The organism is Burkholderia sp. BCC0405 (assembly GCF_902833075.1).
Lineage (GTDB): Bacteria > Pseudomonadota > Gammaproteobacteria > Burkholderiales > Burkholderiaceae > Burkholderia.
The window spans coordinates 35,320-48,583 of sequence record NZ_CADFEO010000016.1; the positions used below are offsets into that span (position 1 = coordinate 35,320).

Genomic DNA, 13,264 nt, shown 5'->3' on the forward strand with positions numbered 1-13,264 from the left:
TCGGACTAAAAGGCGACAGATTCGGTTGCGATGCTACACCACGTTGCCGAGCTGAAGGATGGGCAGGTACATCGCGATCACGAGGCCACCGACGAGTGCGCCCAGTACGATCACGATCAGCGGTTCGCCGAGCGCGGCGAGTGCATCGAAACGTGCGTCGAGCTGGCGTTCGCACAACGCGGCGATGTCGGCGAGCATCGTGTCGAGCGCACCGGTCTCCTCGGCGACGGCGATCGGCTGCACGACGTCGTCCGGAAAGCAGCCGGCGGACTGCATCGCGTCCGCGAGGCGTGCGCCGCGCAGCACGCGGGCTGCGATATGCGCAGTGGCGTGCTCGAACACCGGATGGCCGGCGGTGCGCTCGAGCGTGGCAAAGGCGTCGGCGAGCGGCACGCCGGCGCCGAGCAGCGTCGCAAGCGAGCGGCACCAGCGTGCGGCCGCGTACCGACTGAGCGCACCACCCGCGAGCGGCGCGTGCAGCAGGTGCCGCGCGACAGCGTGGCGCAGCGGTGCAGACCGCCGCAGCGCGTGATGTGCTGCCAGCCCGGCTGCGGCCGCACCGGCAGCGAGCACGCCGCCCCACGCCGACAGCGCGGAGGACAGCGCGAGCAGCGCGCGGGTCGGTGCCGGCAGTGCGGCGCCAAAACCGTCGAAGATCTGGCGGAACGTCGGTACCACCCACACCATCAACGCGGCCGAGATCGCGAGCCCGAACAGGATGACGGCCGCCGGGTAGGCGAGCGCGGCCCGCGCCTTGCGCCACTGCGCGTCGGTACGCTCGCGGTGCTCCGCGACCCGGGTCAGCACGATGCCGAGCGAGCCGGACGCTTCGCCGACTTCGATCAGCTGGCGATACAGCGTGCCGAACTGGGAGGGATAGCGTGCGAGTGCATCGGCGAAGCGCCGGCCGCCGACGATCTCGCGGGCGAGACCCGCGGCGATGCGCGGCAGGCCGTCGTGTGGCCGCGTACGCGCGAGCATCTCGAGCGACGGCGCGAGCGGCAACCCGGCCTGCAGCAGGCTTGCGAGCTGGCGCGTGAAGCGCGTGACATCCCGCGCGCCGGCCGTTGGCGGCCGGGCCGGCCCGCGGAGGTCGAGCGACAGCACGGCGATGCCGTCGCGTGCGAGCGCGGCGCGTGCGCTCGCCGCGTCGAATGCGACGACGGTGCCGCGGCGCGACGTGCCGTCGCGACGGCGGCCGCGCCATGCGAAGCGGGTTTCACGCGGCGGCGTGCGCATGCTCATGATGCAGGTGTCGCGGCGAGGGCTTCCGCGATGCTCGTCGTGCCGTCGTGGACGCGCGCGAGCGCCGCGTCGCGCAGACTGCGCACGCCTTCGGCCGCCACGCATTGCGCGAGTTCGCCGACACTCGCCCGTGCGACGATGCGTTCCGCCAGCCCGGGCGATACCGGCATGGTCTGATGCAGGCCGACACGGCCGCGATAGCCGATGCCGTGACAGGCCGGACAGCCGCGTGCGACGAACGGCCGCCATCCGGCTGCGAGGGCAGCCGGGTCGCAGCCGGTTTCGCGCAGGACGGGCACCGGTGCGTCCGAGTGCACGCGGCAGGCGGTGCACAGCCGCCGGACGAGGCGTTGCGCGGTGACCAGGTGCAGCGCGGCCGCGAGGTTGTACGGTGCGACGCCGATGTCGAGCAGTCGCGCGACGGCGGTCGGCGCATCGTTCGTGTGCAGTGTCGACAGCACGAGATGGCCTGTCTGCGCGGCCTTGATCGCGACGTCGGCCGTCTCCGCATCGCGAATCTCGCCGACCATGATGATGTCCGGATCCTGCCGCAGCAACGCGCGCAGTGCTGTCGCGAACGTGAGCCCCGCCTTTTCGGCGACACCGACCTGGCTGATGCCGTCGAGCTGGATCTCGGCAGGATCCTCGACCGTGCAGACGTTGTGCGCGTCGCGATCGAGCATCTGCAGCGCGCAGTAGAGCGACAGCGTCTTGCCGCTGCCGGTCGGGCCCGTGACGAGTACGAGACCATGCGGCGCGCGTATCGCGGCCTCCATTGCGGCCGCCTGCTGCGCGTCGAAGCCGAGGCGGGCGAGCGTGAGGTCGGGTGGCAGCGTCTCCAGGCGCCGCAGCACGAGCTTTTCACCGAACAACGTGGGCAGGGAGCTGACCCGGTAGTCGCCGCGCGTACCGCCGTCGATCACGATGCGCAGCCTGCCGTCCTGCGGGAGCCGCCGCTCGGCGATGTCCATGCGCGCGAGCACCTTGATCCGTGTGACGAGCGCGTCGCGCAGATGAAGGGGCGGCCGCGCATGTTCGTGCAGCACGCCGTCGATGCGAAGGCGGATGCGCCAGCCGGCTTCGAATGGTTCGACGTGGATGTCGGATGCGTCGCGCACGCGAGCCGCGTGAAGGGTATCCGTCAGCAACCGCACGGCCGGCGCATCGTCGAGCTGGGCCGCGTCGAGCGTGCGCGGTGCGGCGGCGGACGACACATCGGAGTGAGCGGGCGGCGGCTGCGCGCGCAGCGGCGCCCCGGGAGGAGGGAAATGCATGTGAGCCGGCGCGCTGGCCGCCTGTTGACCGTGACCAGCAGATGGTCGCGCGTCGCGGGCGGCGCCGGCAGTCGGCCGTTCGGCTAGCGGGCGGCGACGCGTGCGGTGCGCGAGGCGCGCGGCTTGAAGAGCTTGACGGTGCGCACGGCCTGATCGTCGCTGCGCATCACTTCAAGCATCACGTCGCCGATTTTCAGGCACACGTCGTCTTCCGGAATTTCCTCGAGGATTTCGAGCACCAGGCCGTTCAGCGTCTTCGGCCCGTCGGTCGGCAGCTTCAGGTGCAGCCAGCGATTCAGTTCGCGCAGCGGCATGCTTGCCGAGACGATGCATTCACCGTTCTCGTCCCAGCCGCCCGCGCGTTCGCTGCGCGGCATCGACGTCGTGAATTCGCCGATCAGCTCCTCGATGATGTCTTCGGGCGTGACGAGCCCTTCGAGCTCGCCGTACTCGTTGACGACGAGCGCGGTCCGCTGCCGCGTTTCCTGGAAAAACTGGAGCTGCTGGACCACCGGCGTGCCGGACGGCACGTAGTACGGCTCGGCGAGCAGCGTGCGTAGCGTCTCGCGGTCGAACTCCTGGTTGTGCAGCGCGGTCAGCGTCTTGCGGACGTGCAGCACGCCGAGCACCTTGTCGATGTCGCCTTCATAGACGACGAGCCGGTTGTGATAGCAGGTTTCGAGCTGGTGCAGGACGTCGTCGAGCGGCGCGTAGAAGTTGAGCGACTCGATCTGGCGGCGCGGCACCATCACGTCGTCGACCGTGATGTTCTCGAGGTCGAACAGGTTGAGCAGGATGCTGCGGTGCTTGGTCGGCATGAAACTGCTCGACTCGAGCACGATGGCCCGCAGCTCGTCGGCCGACATTCGCTGGTCGCGACCCTTCTTCGTGTTGATGCGCAGCACCCACAGCACGCCGTTCGCGAGTGCGTTGACGAACCAGACGACCGGCTTGAACACGCGCATCAGCGGCGCGATCACGAGGCTCGCGGGCAGCGCGATGCGTTCGGGGAACGTCGCGCCGACGATCTTCGGCGCGATTTCGGCGAACACGATGATCAGGAACGCGACGATGCCGGTCGCGATCGACAGCGCGAGGTTGTTGCGGCCGAACGTATGCAGCGCGAGCGACGTCGTCAGGACCGGGATGATCGTGTTGAACAGGTTGTTGCCGATCAGGATCACGCTGAGCAGCAGGTCAGTGCGCGTCAGCAGCCCTTGCGTGGTTTTCGCGCCGAGTGCGCCCTGGCCGGCGAGATGCTTCAGCCGATGGCGGTTGAGCGCCATCATCGCGGTCTCGGAAATCGAAAAGAAGCTGGAACAGAGGAGAAGCAGGAAGACGGCGCCGATTTGCGCCCATAAGGGAATTTGGTCCACGCGTTGGAAGGGCAGTGAAGGACAGGGATGGAAGGAATATAGCAGAGGCCGGCGGCTGCGATGTGTCGTGCGCGACACGAGGGCCTGCGGCGGCCGGGCAAAAAAAAACCGTGCACGAAGTGCACGGTTTTTTACAAATCTGGTCGGGGTGAGAGGATTCGAACCTCCGGCCTCTACGTCCCGAACGTAGCGCTCTACCAGGCTAAGCTACACCCCGATTTGTACTCTTCTGATTTCGCAGTTTTCTTCAAAACCGCTGCGTCGTCGAGCAAGAACATAACTATAACGACGTTTCTTTAAAAAGGGAAGGCCTTTGGGAAGAAATTTTTCGAGACAGGTGATTTTCCCGTGTCGAACATGCGTTGCGGCCGGGGCGGCGGCGCATGGCATGGACTTACGACTGCCGCGACGTCGAGTACGAGCACAACGCGAGCAGGCTTTCCTTGTAGATCGAATCGGGGAACGCGACGATTGCCGCTGCCGCCGCCTGTGCTTCCTGGCGTGCGCATTCGAGCGTGTGGTCGAGTGCGCCGGAGCGCGTGATCGCTTCGAAAATCGTGTCGAAGCGATCGGTGCCACCTTGTTCGATCGCCTCGCGTGCCAGCGCCGACTGTTCGGGCGTGCCGCGTTCGATCAGATAGATAAGCGGCAGCGTCGGCTTGCCTTCGCGCAGGTCGTCGCCGGCATTCTTGCCCATTGCCTCGACGGTGCCCGCGTAGTCGAGCCAGTCGTCCATGATCTGGAACGCGGTACCGATCCGGCGGCCGTATTCGGCGGCGGCGGCTTCGGTCGGCGCATCGGCACCTGCGAGTACCGCGCCCAGACGAGCCGACGCCTCGAACAGCTTGGCCGTCTTGTAGCGGATCACCTGCATGTAGCGCGTTTCGTCGACGTCCGCGTCGTGCATGTTGAGGAGCTGTAGTACCTCGCCTTCGGAAATGATCGTCGTCGCTTCGGACAGGATCTCCATCACGCGCATCTTGCCGACCCCGACCATCATCTCGAACGAGCGCGAGTAGAGGTAGTCGCCTACCAGCACGCTCGCTGCGTTGCCGAACAGCGCATTGGCGGTCTGGCGGCCGCGGCGCAGCTCGGATTCGTCGACGACGTCGTCATGCAGCAGCGTGGCCGTGTGGATGAACTCGACGACGGCCGCCAGCACGTGCCGCTGGTGCGACGTCTCGCCGAGCGCGCCGGCGACGAGCAGCAGCAATGCCGGGCGCAGCCGCTTGCCGCCCGCGCCGATGATGTATTCGGCGATCTGGTTGATCAGCAGCACATCGGACGCGAGGCTTTGCCGGATAACGCGATTCACCTGCTCCATGTCACTGGTGATCGGAGCGAGCAGATGGGCGGCGCTGAGGGTGGGGGAGGCGGTGGACGACGACATGATGATGGAATTGGGTGATGCGGCGGATTATAAGTCGAATCCGAGATATCCCGGTCTGTCACACGTGCCGCAGCCTCGAATTTGGCCGTTCGGCCGAGGCCCGCGCGCGGCAATCGTCAATCGGTTTTGACTCAGGTGCTAACCCCATGTATAATCACGTGTTTTCCGCGCGTGGTGTGCGGAAAAATTGGATCCAGAGTGAGGTTCTCAATGTACGCGGTCATAAAAACCGGCGGCAAGCAGTACAAGGTTGCCGTTGGCGAAAAACTCAAAGTAGAACAGATACCGGCTGACATTGACGCTGAAATCACGCTCGACCAGGTTCTCGCAGTGGGCGAAGGCGAATCGATTAAGTTCGGTACGCCGCTGGTCAGTGGGGCTTCCGTCAAGGCCACCGTTGTGTCGCACGGTCGTCATGCCAAGGTCACCATCTTCAAGATGCGTCGCCGGAAGCACTACCAAAAGCACGGCGGCCACCGCCAGAACTACACTGAGCTGCGCATCGACGCGATCAACGCGTAAGCGCCTCGGTAAAGGAGCAATCAGATGGCACACAAAAAGGCAGGCGGCTCTTCCCGGAACGGCCGCGACTCCGAGTCGAAACGTCTCGGCGTGAAAGTGTACGGCGGCCAGGCAATCAATGCCGGCGGCATCATCGTGCGTCAGCGCGGTACGCGCATGCACGCAGGCGAGAACGTCGGCATGGGCAAGGATCACACCCTGTTCGCGCTGGTCGACGGTCACGTCAAGTTCGCGACGAAGGGCGCGGACAAGAAGCATCTGGTCATCGTTGTCCCGGCGGCTGCCTAAATTCAGGCACCCAAGGGCTTCGTAGCCGAAAGGCCCCGCAGTCTTCGCGGGGCCTTTTTTATTTGGTCGACGGGCGCGTGTGCGTTCGGGCGACCATCGCGCAACCGGCGTACGATCGGCCGAACGGCAGATTGTTCAAGCGCGCCGGCGCGCGGCACAATAGCGGAAATACTGGGCGGAGTGACGAATGAAGTTCATTGACGAAGCACGAATCGAAGTCATCGCCGGCGACGGAGGCGATGGCAGTGCGTCGATGCGCCGCGAGAAATTCGTCCCGTTCGGCGGGCCGGACGGCGGCGACGGCGGCCGGGGCGGTAGCGTGTACGCGATCGCCGACCGCAACATCAACACGCTGATCGACTACCGTTACGCGAAGAAGCATCTGGCGCGCAACGGCGAAAACGGGCGCGGCTCGGATTGCTACGGCAAGGGCGGCGACGACGTCACGCTGCGCATGCCGGTCGGCACGATCATCAGCGACATGGATACCGGCGAGCTGATCGCCGACCTGACCGAGCACGACCAGCAGGTGATGCTTGCGCAGGGCGGCGCCGGCGGGCTCGGCAACCTGCATTTCAAGTCGAGCACGAACCGCGCGCCGCGCCAGAAGACGGACGGCAAGCCCGGCGAGCGTCGCATGCTGAAGCTCGAACTGAAGGTGCTCGCCGATGTCGGCCTGCTCGGCATGCCGAACGCGGGCAAGTCGACGTTCATTTCGTCGGTGTCGAACGCGAGGCCGAAGATCGCCGATTACCCGTTCACGACGCTTGCGCCGAATCTCGGCGTGGTGCGTGTCGGTCCGAGCAAGAGCTTCGTGATCGCCGACATCCCGGGGCTGATCGAGGGCGCCGCCGAAGGCGCGGGCCTTGGCCATCAGTTCCTGCGCCACCTGCAGCGCACGGGCGTGCTGCTGCATCTCGTCGATCTCGCGCCGTTCGACGAAAGCGTCGATCCGGTTGCGGAAGCGAAGGCGATCGTCGGCGAACTGCGCAAGTACGACGAGGCGCTGTACGAGAAGCCGCGCTGGCTCGTGCTCAACAAGCTCGACATGGTGCCGGAAGACGAGCGCAAGGCGCGCGTCGCGGATTTCCTCGAGCGCTTCGAGTGGGATGGCCCCGTGTTCGAGATCTCGGCACTGACGGGTCAGGGTTGTGAAGCGTTGTGCTACGCGATCTACGACTATCTCTCCGAACATTCGGACGCGCATCGCGCGGCGGAGGCGGAAGATCTCGCGGCAGACGTGCGTTTCCGCGACGCGCCGCCTGCCAAGGGCGATGCAGCGCCGGGCGACGACGCCTGAACGGTTCCGAGCGCGCCGGGCGTGCGGTCCGGCGTCGGCGTTCAATCGCGCCCGGCCGGGCAGGCATCAGATACAGGAGACAGTGCAGGATGCGTTCGATCATCGCGGATTCGAAGCGATTGGTGGTGAAGGTGGGCTCCAGCCTCGTGACCAACGACGGCAAGGGGCTCGATCATGCGGCAATCGGCCGTTGGGCGGCCCAGATCGCCGCACTGCGCGCCCAGGGCAAGGAAGTCGTGCTCGTCAGTTCGGGGGCGATTGCCGAAGGGATGCAGCGGCTCGGCTGGAGCAAGCGGCCGCGGGAAATCGACGAGTTGCAGGCTGCCGCCGCAGTCGGCCAGATGGGGCTCGCGCAGGTCTATGAGAGCCGCTTCACCGAGCACGACATCCGCACCGCGCAGATCCTGCTGACGCATGCCGACCTGGCGGACCGCGAACGTTACCTGAATGCGCGTTCGACGATGCTGACGCTGCTGCGGCTTGGCGTCGTGCCGATCATCAACGAGAACGACACGGTCGTCACCGACGAAATCAAGTTCGGCGACAACGACACGCTCGGCGCGCTCGTTGCAAACCTGATCGAAGGCGATGCACTGATCATCCTGACCGATCAGTCGGGGCTGTTCACCGCCGATCCGCGCAAGGACCCGGGCGCGACGCTCGTTGCGGAAGCCAATGCCGGCGCGCCGGAACTCGAGGCGATGGCCGGCGGCGCGGGCTCGAGCCTCGGCCGCGGCGGGATGCTGACGAAGATCCTCGCGGCGAAGCGCGCGGCACACAGCGGCGCGAACACCGTGATCGCGAGCGGCCGGGAGGCCGACGTGCTCGTGCGTCTGGCGGCCGGCGAGGCGATCGGCACGCAACTGATCGCACGTACCGCGCGGATGGCGGCGCGCAAGCAGTGGATGGCCGACCATCTTCAGGTGCGCGGTCATGTCGTGATCGACGCGGGCGCGGTCGAGAAGCTGACGGCTGGCGGCAAGAGCCTGCTGCCGATCGGCGTGATCGACGTGCAGGGCGCGTTCGCGCGCGGCGAAGTCATCGCGTGTGTCGGCCCCGACGGGCGCGAGGTGGCGCGTGGACTCACGAACTACAGCAGTGCGGAGACGAAACTGATTCACCGCAAGCCGAGCGGCGAGATCGAATCCGTGCTCGGCTACATGCTGGAGCCCGAGTTGATCCATCGCGACAACCTGGTGCTGGTGTGACCATTCGTGCCGGTTCCGGCCGTCAAATGAAAAAGCCCGCGTGATGCGGGCTTTTTTTATGCGGCGGACAGGGGCGCGGCGGGCGCCGCGCGCCGTCAGTGCAACTGGCTCATCGCGGTGCGGTGAAACCGGATGTTCTCCAGGATCTGCTGGGTCGAGCCCTGCGGCATCTTGTTCGCGCAGAAGTAGTCCTGATAGAGCGCCGAGTGGTAGGCATTCAGCTCGCCGTTCTCGATGCGCCGCCAGTCGTTCTCGACGGTGCGATCCCAGCCGTCGTGTTCCGCATTCAGGCCGGCATACTGGCGCCATTCGTAGGTGTCGCAGCGGATACCCTCGTAGTTCACGTTGCGCGCGCCGGCCGGGCTCGTGATGACGACCGCGTAGCGCACGACGCCATCGGTGCCGACCGCGAGCGACTTCGCATCGACGAAGAACTTGAGCGGCGTGTTCTGCGATACGTTGAACGGAAGCAGGTCGCCCGTTTGCGGCAGCGGCGGCAGCGAGTCGACCGCGTTTTCCTTCCAGGTGCCTTGGCGGTCCAGCAGATACACGAACGCGCTGTCATCCTTGTTGGTGGGCGTCTTCGAATTCGCGCAACCGGCCAGCGTGGCCGCCGCGACAATCGATGCGAGCGCGAGAGCAATCGCTTTCAATATGCATTCCTTGTAAAAAAAGGGCGCGACACCAAGGTCGCGCCCGGTCATGCAGTTCGATTCGTCATTTGCCGACGATCACGTGGGGCGGCATCTCGTCGAGCGTGCTCGCTTCCACTTCGATCTCCGAACAGACTACCGATGTATCGACAATCGTCAGCGTCTGCTGGGCCTGCGCGCCAATGACGCGCGGATAGCGCGACAGACGCGGCCCACGCGGCTTCTCGGCTCGCTGCGCCGGGCGGCGCAGGAAGCGCGACAGTTCCGTCAGCGCCAACTGATAGACATCCCGCTTGAACTCGATCACCGCATCGAGCGGCACCCAGTACTCGTTCCAGCGCCACGCATCGAACTCCGGGTGGTCGGTCGCGCGCAAGCAAATGTCGCAATCGCGTCCAACCATCCGCAGCAGGAACCAGATCTGCTTCTGGCCGCGGTAATGACCGCGTACTTCGCGTTTAATGAACTTGTCAGGCACCTCATAACGCAACCAGTCGCGGGTGCGGCCGATTATCTTGACGTGTTCCGGATGCAGGCCCGTTTCCTCGTGCAGTTCCCGGTACATCGCCTGCATGGGGGTCTCGCCGTACTTGATCCCACCTTGAGGAAACTGCCAGGAATGCTCGCGGAGCCGCTTGCCCCAAAACACCTCGTTGCGCGCGTTCAAGAGGATGATGCCGACGTTCGGGCGAAAGCCTTCACGATCCAGCATACAACCACCTTCGAATCCTTTAAAATTGCTTTGATTATAAACAGATAACGGGCGCTGCGCACCGTGACGGAGCGAATCCGAGCGGTGTGCACCGGCTGATTCGTCCCTGATTAGTCTGCTACGTCATCTGCGCCATCGTCGTTCGTCGCGCGCAGCTTTTTCACCTTGAAACTTTTTCGGGCGCCCCGCCTGGGGGCGCCGTTTTTGGAACCGTCCGCATGAAAGCTTCCCGTTTCTTTATCGGCACCCTGAAAGAAGCACCCGCCGACGCAGAGATCGTCAGCCACAAGCTGATGGTGCGCGCCGGCATGATCCGTCGCGTCGCCGGCGGCATCTATAACTACCTGCCGGTCGGCCTGCGTTCGATTCGCAAGGTCGAGGCGATCGTGCGCGAGGAAATGAACCGGGCGGGCGCCATCGAGCTGCTGATGCCGGCCGTGCAACCGGCCGAGCTGTGGCAGGAATCGGGCCGCTGGGAGCAGTACGGCCCCGAGCTGCTGCGCTTCAAGGACCGCAAGGACAATGACTTCGTGATCGGGCCGACGCACGAGGAAGTCATCACTGACATCGCGCGCAACCAGATCAAGAGCTACCGGCAAATGCCGGTGAACTTCTACCAGATCCAGACGAAGTTCCGCGACGAGATCCGCCCGCGTTTCGGCGTGATGCGCGGCCGCGAATTCATCATGAAGGACGCGTATTCGTTCGACAAGGATGCGGCTGGCCTGAACGAGTCGTATCGCAAGATGTACGACGCGTACGTGCGCATCTTCACGCGCCTCGGCCTCGAGTTCCGTGCGGTCGCGGCCGACAGCGGCTCGATCGGCGGCAACTTCTCGCACGAATTCCACGTGATCGCCGATACCGGTGAAGACGCGATCGCGTACTGCCCGACGTCCGAATTCGCGGCGAATGTCGAGGCTGCCGAAGCGCTGCCGCTGATCGCCGAGCGTGCGGCGCCGGCCGAAGCGATGGAGAAGGTCGCGACGCCTGGCAAGGCGAAGTGCGAAGCCGTCGCCGAACTGCTGGCCATCCCGCTCGAGCGCACGATCAAGTCGATCGTGCTCGCGACCGACAACGAAGGCGCCGTGCCGACCATCTGGCTCGTGATGCTGCGTGGCGATCACGACCTGAACGAGATCAAGGTGTCGAAGCTGCCGGGCCTGAAGAACCACCGCTTCGCGACCGAGCAGGAAATCGTCGAGTGGTTCGGCACGCCGCCGGGCTATCTCGGCCCGGTCGGCACGCAGAAGCCCGTGAAGGTGATTGCGGATCGCACGGTCGCGAACATGAGCGACTTCGTCGTCGGCGCGAACGAGGTCGACTATCACATCGCCGGCGTGAACTGGGGCCGCGACCTGCCGGAGCCGGACGTCGCCGACGTGCGCAACGTGCAGAAGGGCGATCCGTCGCCGGACGGCAAGGGTGTGATCGACATCTGCCGCGGCATCGAGGTCGGCCACGTGTTCCAGCTCGGCACCAAGTATTCGGAAGCGATGGGCGCGACGTTCCTCGACGAATCGGGCAAGCCGCAGCCGATGCTGATGGGCTGCTACGGCGTCGGCGTCACGCGCATTCTCGGCGCGGCGATCGAGCAGAACTTCGACGACCGCGGCATCATCTGGCCCGAGTCGATCGCGCCGTTCGAAGTCGTGCTGTGCCCGATGGGCTACGACCGCAGCGAAATGGTGCGCGAGACCGCCGACAAGCTGTACGCGGAACTCGTCGCAGCCGGCATCGACGTGATCCTCGACGATCGCGGCGAGCGCCCGGGCGTGATGTTCGCCGACTGGGAACTGATCGGCGTGCCGCATCGCCTCGTGATCGGCGAGCGCGGCCTGAAGGAAGGCAAGATCGAGTATCAGGGCCGCCGCGACGCCGAAGCGACGCTGCTGCCCGCCGACGCGGCTGCGGCGACGGTCGCGGAGAAGATCCGCGCCGCGCTCGCGCGCTAAGCGCGCCGACCGGGGAACGCGGTGGAATACACCTTCCTGTCGGCCACCGTGCTCCTGGTGCTGATCACCGATCCGCTCGGCAACATCCCGTTGTTCATTTCGGCGATGCGGGACGTGCCGCGCGAGCGGCGCGTGAAGCTGATCCTGCGTGAAGTGGGGATCGCGTTCGTGATCCTGCTGTTCTTCATGCTGGTCGGCGACCGCTTCCTGCGGATGATGAGCCTCACCGACCTGTCGCTGCGGCTCGGCGGCGGGATCGTGCTGTTCCTGATCGCGCTGCGGATGATCTTCCCGCACCCGGACGGCGCGCTCGGCAACGATCCGCGCGCGGGCGGCGAGCCGTTCATCGTGCCGCTCGCGATTCCGGCGCTCGCCGGGCCGTCCGCGCTCGCGACGGTGATGCTGCTGACGTCGCAGGGGCCCGGCAAAATGCTCGAGTGGGTCGGCGCGCTGACGGTCACGATGATCGTCTGCGCGGTGACGCTGGTGCTCGCCGAGCGCATCCAGCAATGGATCGGCGAGCGGACCGTCGCGGCGTTCGAGCGGCTGATGGGCCTCGTGCTCGTCGCGATTTCGGTCGAGATGATGCTGGGCGGCATCCGTGCGTTCGTGCACCAGCTGTAGGGCGGGGCGGCGCACACCCAAGACGCCCAAAAGAAAGCGGCGCTCCGGGAAACCGGAGCGCCGCTTTCTATTTATATAGTGCGGAGCGGGGCGCTCAGACGTTCGTGGTCAGCGCGCGGATCGTCGGCAGGTTGCGCCAGTAACCTTTCGCATCCATCCCGCAGCCGAACACGTAGCGGTCGGGCACCGAGAAGCCGCAGAAGTCGGGGTGCAGCGGCTTCGCCTTCGCGAGCGTCTTCTCGCACAGCACGGCCGACATGAAGCGCTGCGCGCCCATGTCGAGGATGCGGTCGCGGATCGCGGCCATCGTCTCGCCTTCGTCGAGGATGTCGTCGAGCACGAGCACGATCCGGTCCTTCACCGATTCGCGCGGCGCGACGCGCCAGTGCATTTCCGGGCTGCCCTGCGTCGTATTGCGATAGCGGGTCAGGTGGATATAGTCGAATTCCAGCGGGAAATCGAGATGCGGCAGCAGCATCCCGGTAAACACCGCGGCGCCGCCCATCACCGAGAGAACGAGCGGGAACGCATCGCCGATCTCGGCGCGGATCGCGTCGGCCATCCGGGAGATCGACGCATTGACGGCGTCGGCCGAGACGATCTCTTCGGAGTGGTTGAAAATGTGGAGGGCTTCTTCGCGGTTCATGTGTTCTGGCGGGCAGTCGGTATACAAATAAGAATGAAGCAGAACGGACGGCGCGCGCTACAGCAAAAACC

At 65.6% G+C, this 13,264-nt stretch carries 13 protein-coding genes and 1 tRNA gene; 6 read left to right on the plus strand and 8 right to left on the minus strand.

Annotated elements, in window-relative coordinates:
- Positions 1 to 33: 33 nt before the first annotated feature.
- The 5 genes from HWX36_RS24525 to HWX36_RS24545 form a co-directional block, all read right to left on the minus strand.
- The gene (locus HWX36_RS24525; protein WP_175955557.1) at positions 34 to 1,245 is read right to left on the minus strand and encodes a type II secretion system F family protein; all 1,212 of its coding nucleotides are present in this window, start codon (positions 1,243 to 1,245) and stop codon (positions 34 to 36) included.
- Entirely contained in the window at positions 1,242 to 2,519 is a 1,278-nt protein-coding gene (locus HWX36_RS24530) for an ATPase, T2SS/T4P/T4SS family (protein ID WP_175955559.1), read from the minus strand. Before HWX36_RS24530 ends, HWX36_RS24525 begins: the two co-directional genes overlap by 4 nt.
- Positions 2,520 to 2,602: 83 nt before the next feature.
- Positions 2,603 to 3,895 carry an HlyC/CorC family transporter gene (locus tag HWX36_RS24535; protein ID WP_175955561.1) on the minus strand — a complete coding sequence of 431 codons (1,293 nt, stop codon included), beginning with the start codon at positions 3,893 to 3,895 and terminating at the stop codon, positions 2,603 to 2,605.
- A 140-nt stretch (positions 3,896 to 4,035) separates the two neighbouring features.
- Positions 4,036 to 4,112 (minus strand) — tRNA-Pro (locus tag HWX36_RS24540).
- 177 nt (positions 4,113 to 4,289) lie between these two features.
- The gene (locus HWX36_RS24545) at positions 4,290 to 5,285 is read right to left on the minus strand and encodes a polyprenyl synthetase family protein (RefSeq protein ID WP_175955563.1); all 996 of its coding nucleotides are present in this window, start codon (positions 5,283 to 5,285) and stop codon (positions 4,290 to 4,292) included.
- Positions 5,286 to 5,495: 210 nt separating this feature from the next.
- Between HWX36_RS24545 and rplU the strand changes: the two genes are divergently transcribed.
- The 4 genes from rplU to proB all read left to right on the plus strand — a co-directional run bounded on the left by rplU (position 5,496) and on the right by proB (position 8,603).
- On the plus strand, positions 5,496 to 5,807 hold the full coding sequence (gene rplU, locus HWX36_RS24550; RefSeq protein WP_006025184.1) for a 50S ribosomal protein L21: 312 nt from the start codon (positions 5,496 to 5,498) through the stop codon (positions 5,805 to 5,807).
- 24 nt (positions 5,808 to 5,831) lie between these two features.
- Positions 5,832 to 6,095, plus strand: a complete 264-nt coding sequence (gene rpmA / locus HWX36_RS24555; protein ID WP_006476999.1) for a 50S ribosomal protein L27 — start codon at positions 5,832 to 5,834, stop codon at positions 6,093 to 6,095.
- 187 nt (positions 6,096 to 6,282) lie between these two features.
- Complete coding sequence (gene obgE / locus HWX36_RS24560) at positions 6,283 to 7,395, plus strand: GTPase ObgE (RefSeq protein ID WP_175955565.1); 1,113 nt, start codon at positions 6,283 to 6,285, stop codon at positions 7,393 to 7,395.
- A gap of 89 nt (positions 7,396 to 7,484) precedes the next feature.
- Complete coding sequence (gene proB, locus HWX36_RS24565; protein WP_175955567.1) at positions 7,485 to 8,603, plus strand: glutamate 5-kinase; 1,119 nt, start codon at positions 7,485 to 7,487, stop codon at positions 8,601 to 8,603.
- Positions 8,604 to 8,698: 95 nt separating this feature from the next.
- Here the strand turns inward: proB and HWX36_RS24570 are convergent, their stop codons facing one another.
- Both HWX36_RS24570 and HWX36_RS24575 read right to left on the minus strand, forming a co-directional pair.
- On the minus strand, positions 8,699 to 9,307 hold the full coding sequence (locus HWX36_RS24570) for a CNP1-like family protein (protein WP_175955569.1): 609 nt from the start codon (positions 9,305 to 9,307) through the stop codon (positions 8,699 to 8,701).
- A 13-nt stretch (positions 9,308 to 9,320) separates the two neighbouring features.
- Positions 9,321 to 9,968, minus strand: a complete 648-nt coding sequence (locus HWX36_RS24575; protein WP_096472390.1) for an RNA pyrophosphohydrolase — start codon at positions 9,966 to 9,968, stop codon at positions 9,321 to 9,323.
- Positions 9,969 to 10,186: 218 nt separating this feature from the next.
- Between HWX36_RS24575 and HWX36_RS24580 the strand changes: the two genes are divergently transcribed.
- The gene (locus HWX36_RS24580) at positions 10,187 to 11,923 is read left to right on the plus strand and encodes a proline--tRNA ligase (RefSeq protein WP_175955571.1); all 1,737 of its coding nucleotides are present in this window, start codon (positions 10,187 to 10,189) and stop codon (positions 11,921 to 11,923) included.
- 21 nt (positions 11,924 to 11,944) lie between these two features.
- The gene (locus HWX36_RS24585) at positions 11,945 to 12,547 is read left to right on the plus strand and encodes a MarC family protein (protein ID WP_009688453.1); all 603 of its coding nucleotides are present in this window, start codon (positions 11,945 to 11,947) and stop codon (positions 12,545 to 12,547) included.
- Between the two features lie 94 nt (positions 12,548 to 12,641).
- On the opposite strand, the gene HWX36_RS24590 is transcribed toward HWX36_RS24585, so the two are convergent.
- On the minus strand, positions 12,642 to 13,193 hold the full coding sequence (locus tag HWX36_RS24590) for a hypoxanthine-guanine phosphoribosyltransferase (RefSeq protein ID WP_175955572.1): 552 nt from the start codon (positions 13,191 to 13,193) through the stop codon (positions 12,642 to 12,644).
- Positions 13,194 to 13,264 lie beyond the last annotated feature (71 nt).

Excerpts from the sequence above, each read along its gene's own strand:
- HWX36_RS24590 (WP_175955572.1), bottom strand. The coding sequence starts at position 13,193 with ATGAACCGCGAAGAAGCCCTCCACATTTTCAACCACTCCGAAGAGATC.
- HWX36_RS24545 (WP_175955563.1), bottom strand. The coding sequence starts at position 5,285 with ATGTCGTCGTCCACCGCCTCCCCCACCCTCAGCGCCGCCCATCTGCTC.
- proB (WP_175955567.1), top strand. The coding sequence starts at position 7,485 with ATGCGTTCGATCATCGCGGATTCGAAGCGATTGGTGGTGAAGGTGGGC.
- HWX36_RS24570 (WP_175955569.1), bottom strand. The coding sequence starts at position 9,307 with ATGACCGGGCGCGACCTTGGTGTCGCGCCCTTTTTTTACAAGGAATGC.
- rpmA (WP_006476999.1), top strand. The coding sequence starts at position 5,832 with ATGGCACACAAAAAGGCAGGCGGCTCTTCCCGGAACGGCCGCGACTCC.
- obgE (WP_175955565.1), top strand. The coding sequence starts at position 6,283 with ATGAAGTTCATTGACGAAGCACGAATCGAAGTCATCGCCGGCGACGGA.
- HWX36_RS24575 (WP_096472390.1), bottom strand. The coding sequence starts at position 9,968 with ATGCTGGATCGTGAAGGCTTTCGCCCGAACGTCGGCATCATCCTCTTG.
- HWX36_RS24580 (WP_175955571.1), top strand. The coding sequence starts at position 10,187 with ATGAAAGCTTCCCGTTTCTTTATCGGCACCCTGAAAGAAGCACCCGCC.
- rplU (WP_006025184.1), top strand. The coding sequence starts at position 5,496 with ATGTACGCGGTCATAAAAACCGGCGGCAAGCAGTACAAGGTTGCCGTT.
- HWX36_RS24525 (WP_175955557.1), bottom strand. The coding sequence starts at position 1,245 with ATGAGCATGCGCACGCCGCCGCGTGAAACCCGCTTCGCATGGCGCGGC.
- HWX36_RS24530 (WP_175955559.1), bottom strand. The coding sequence starts at position 2,519 with ATGCATTTCCCTCCTCCCGGGGCGCCGCTGCGCGCGCAGCCGCCGCCC.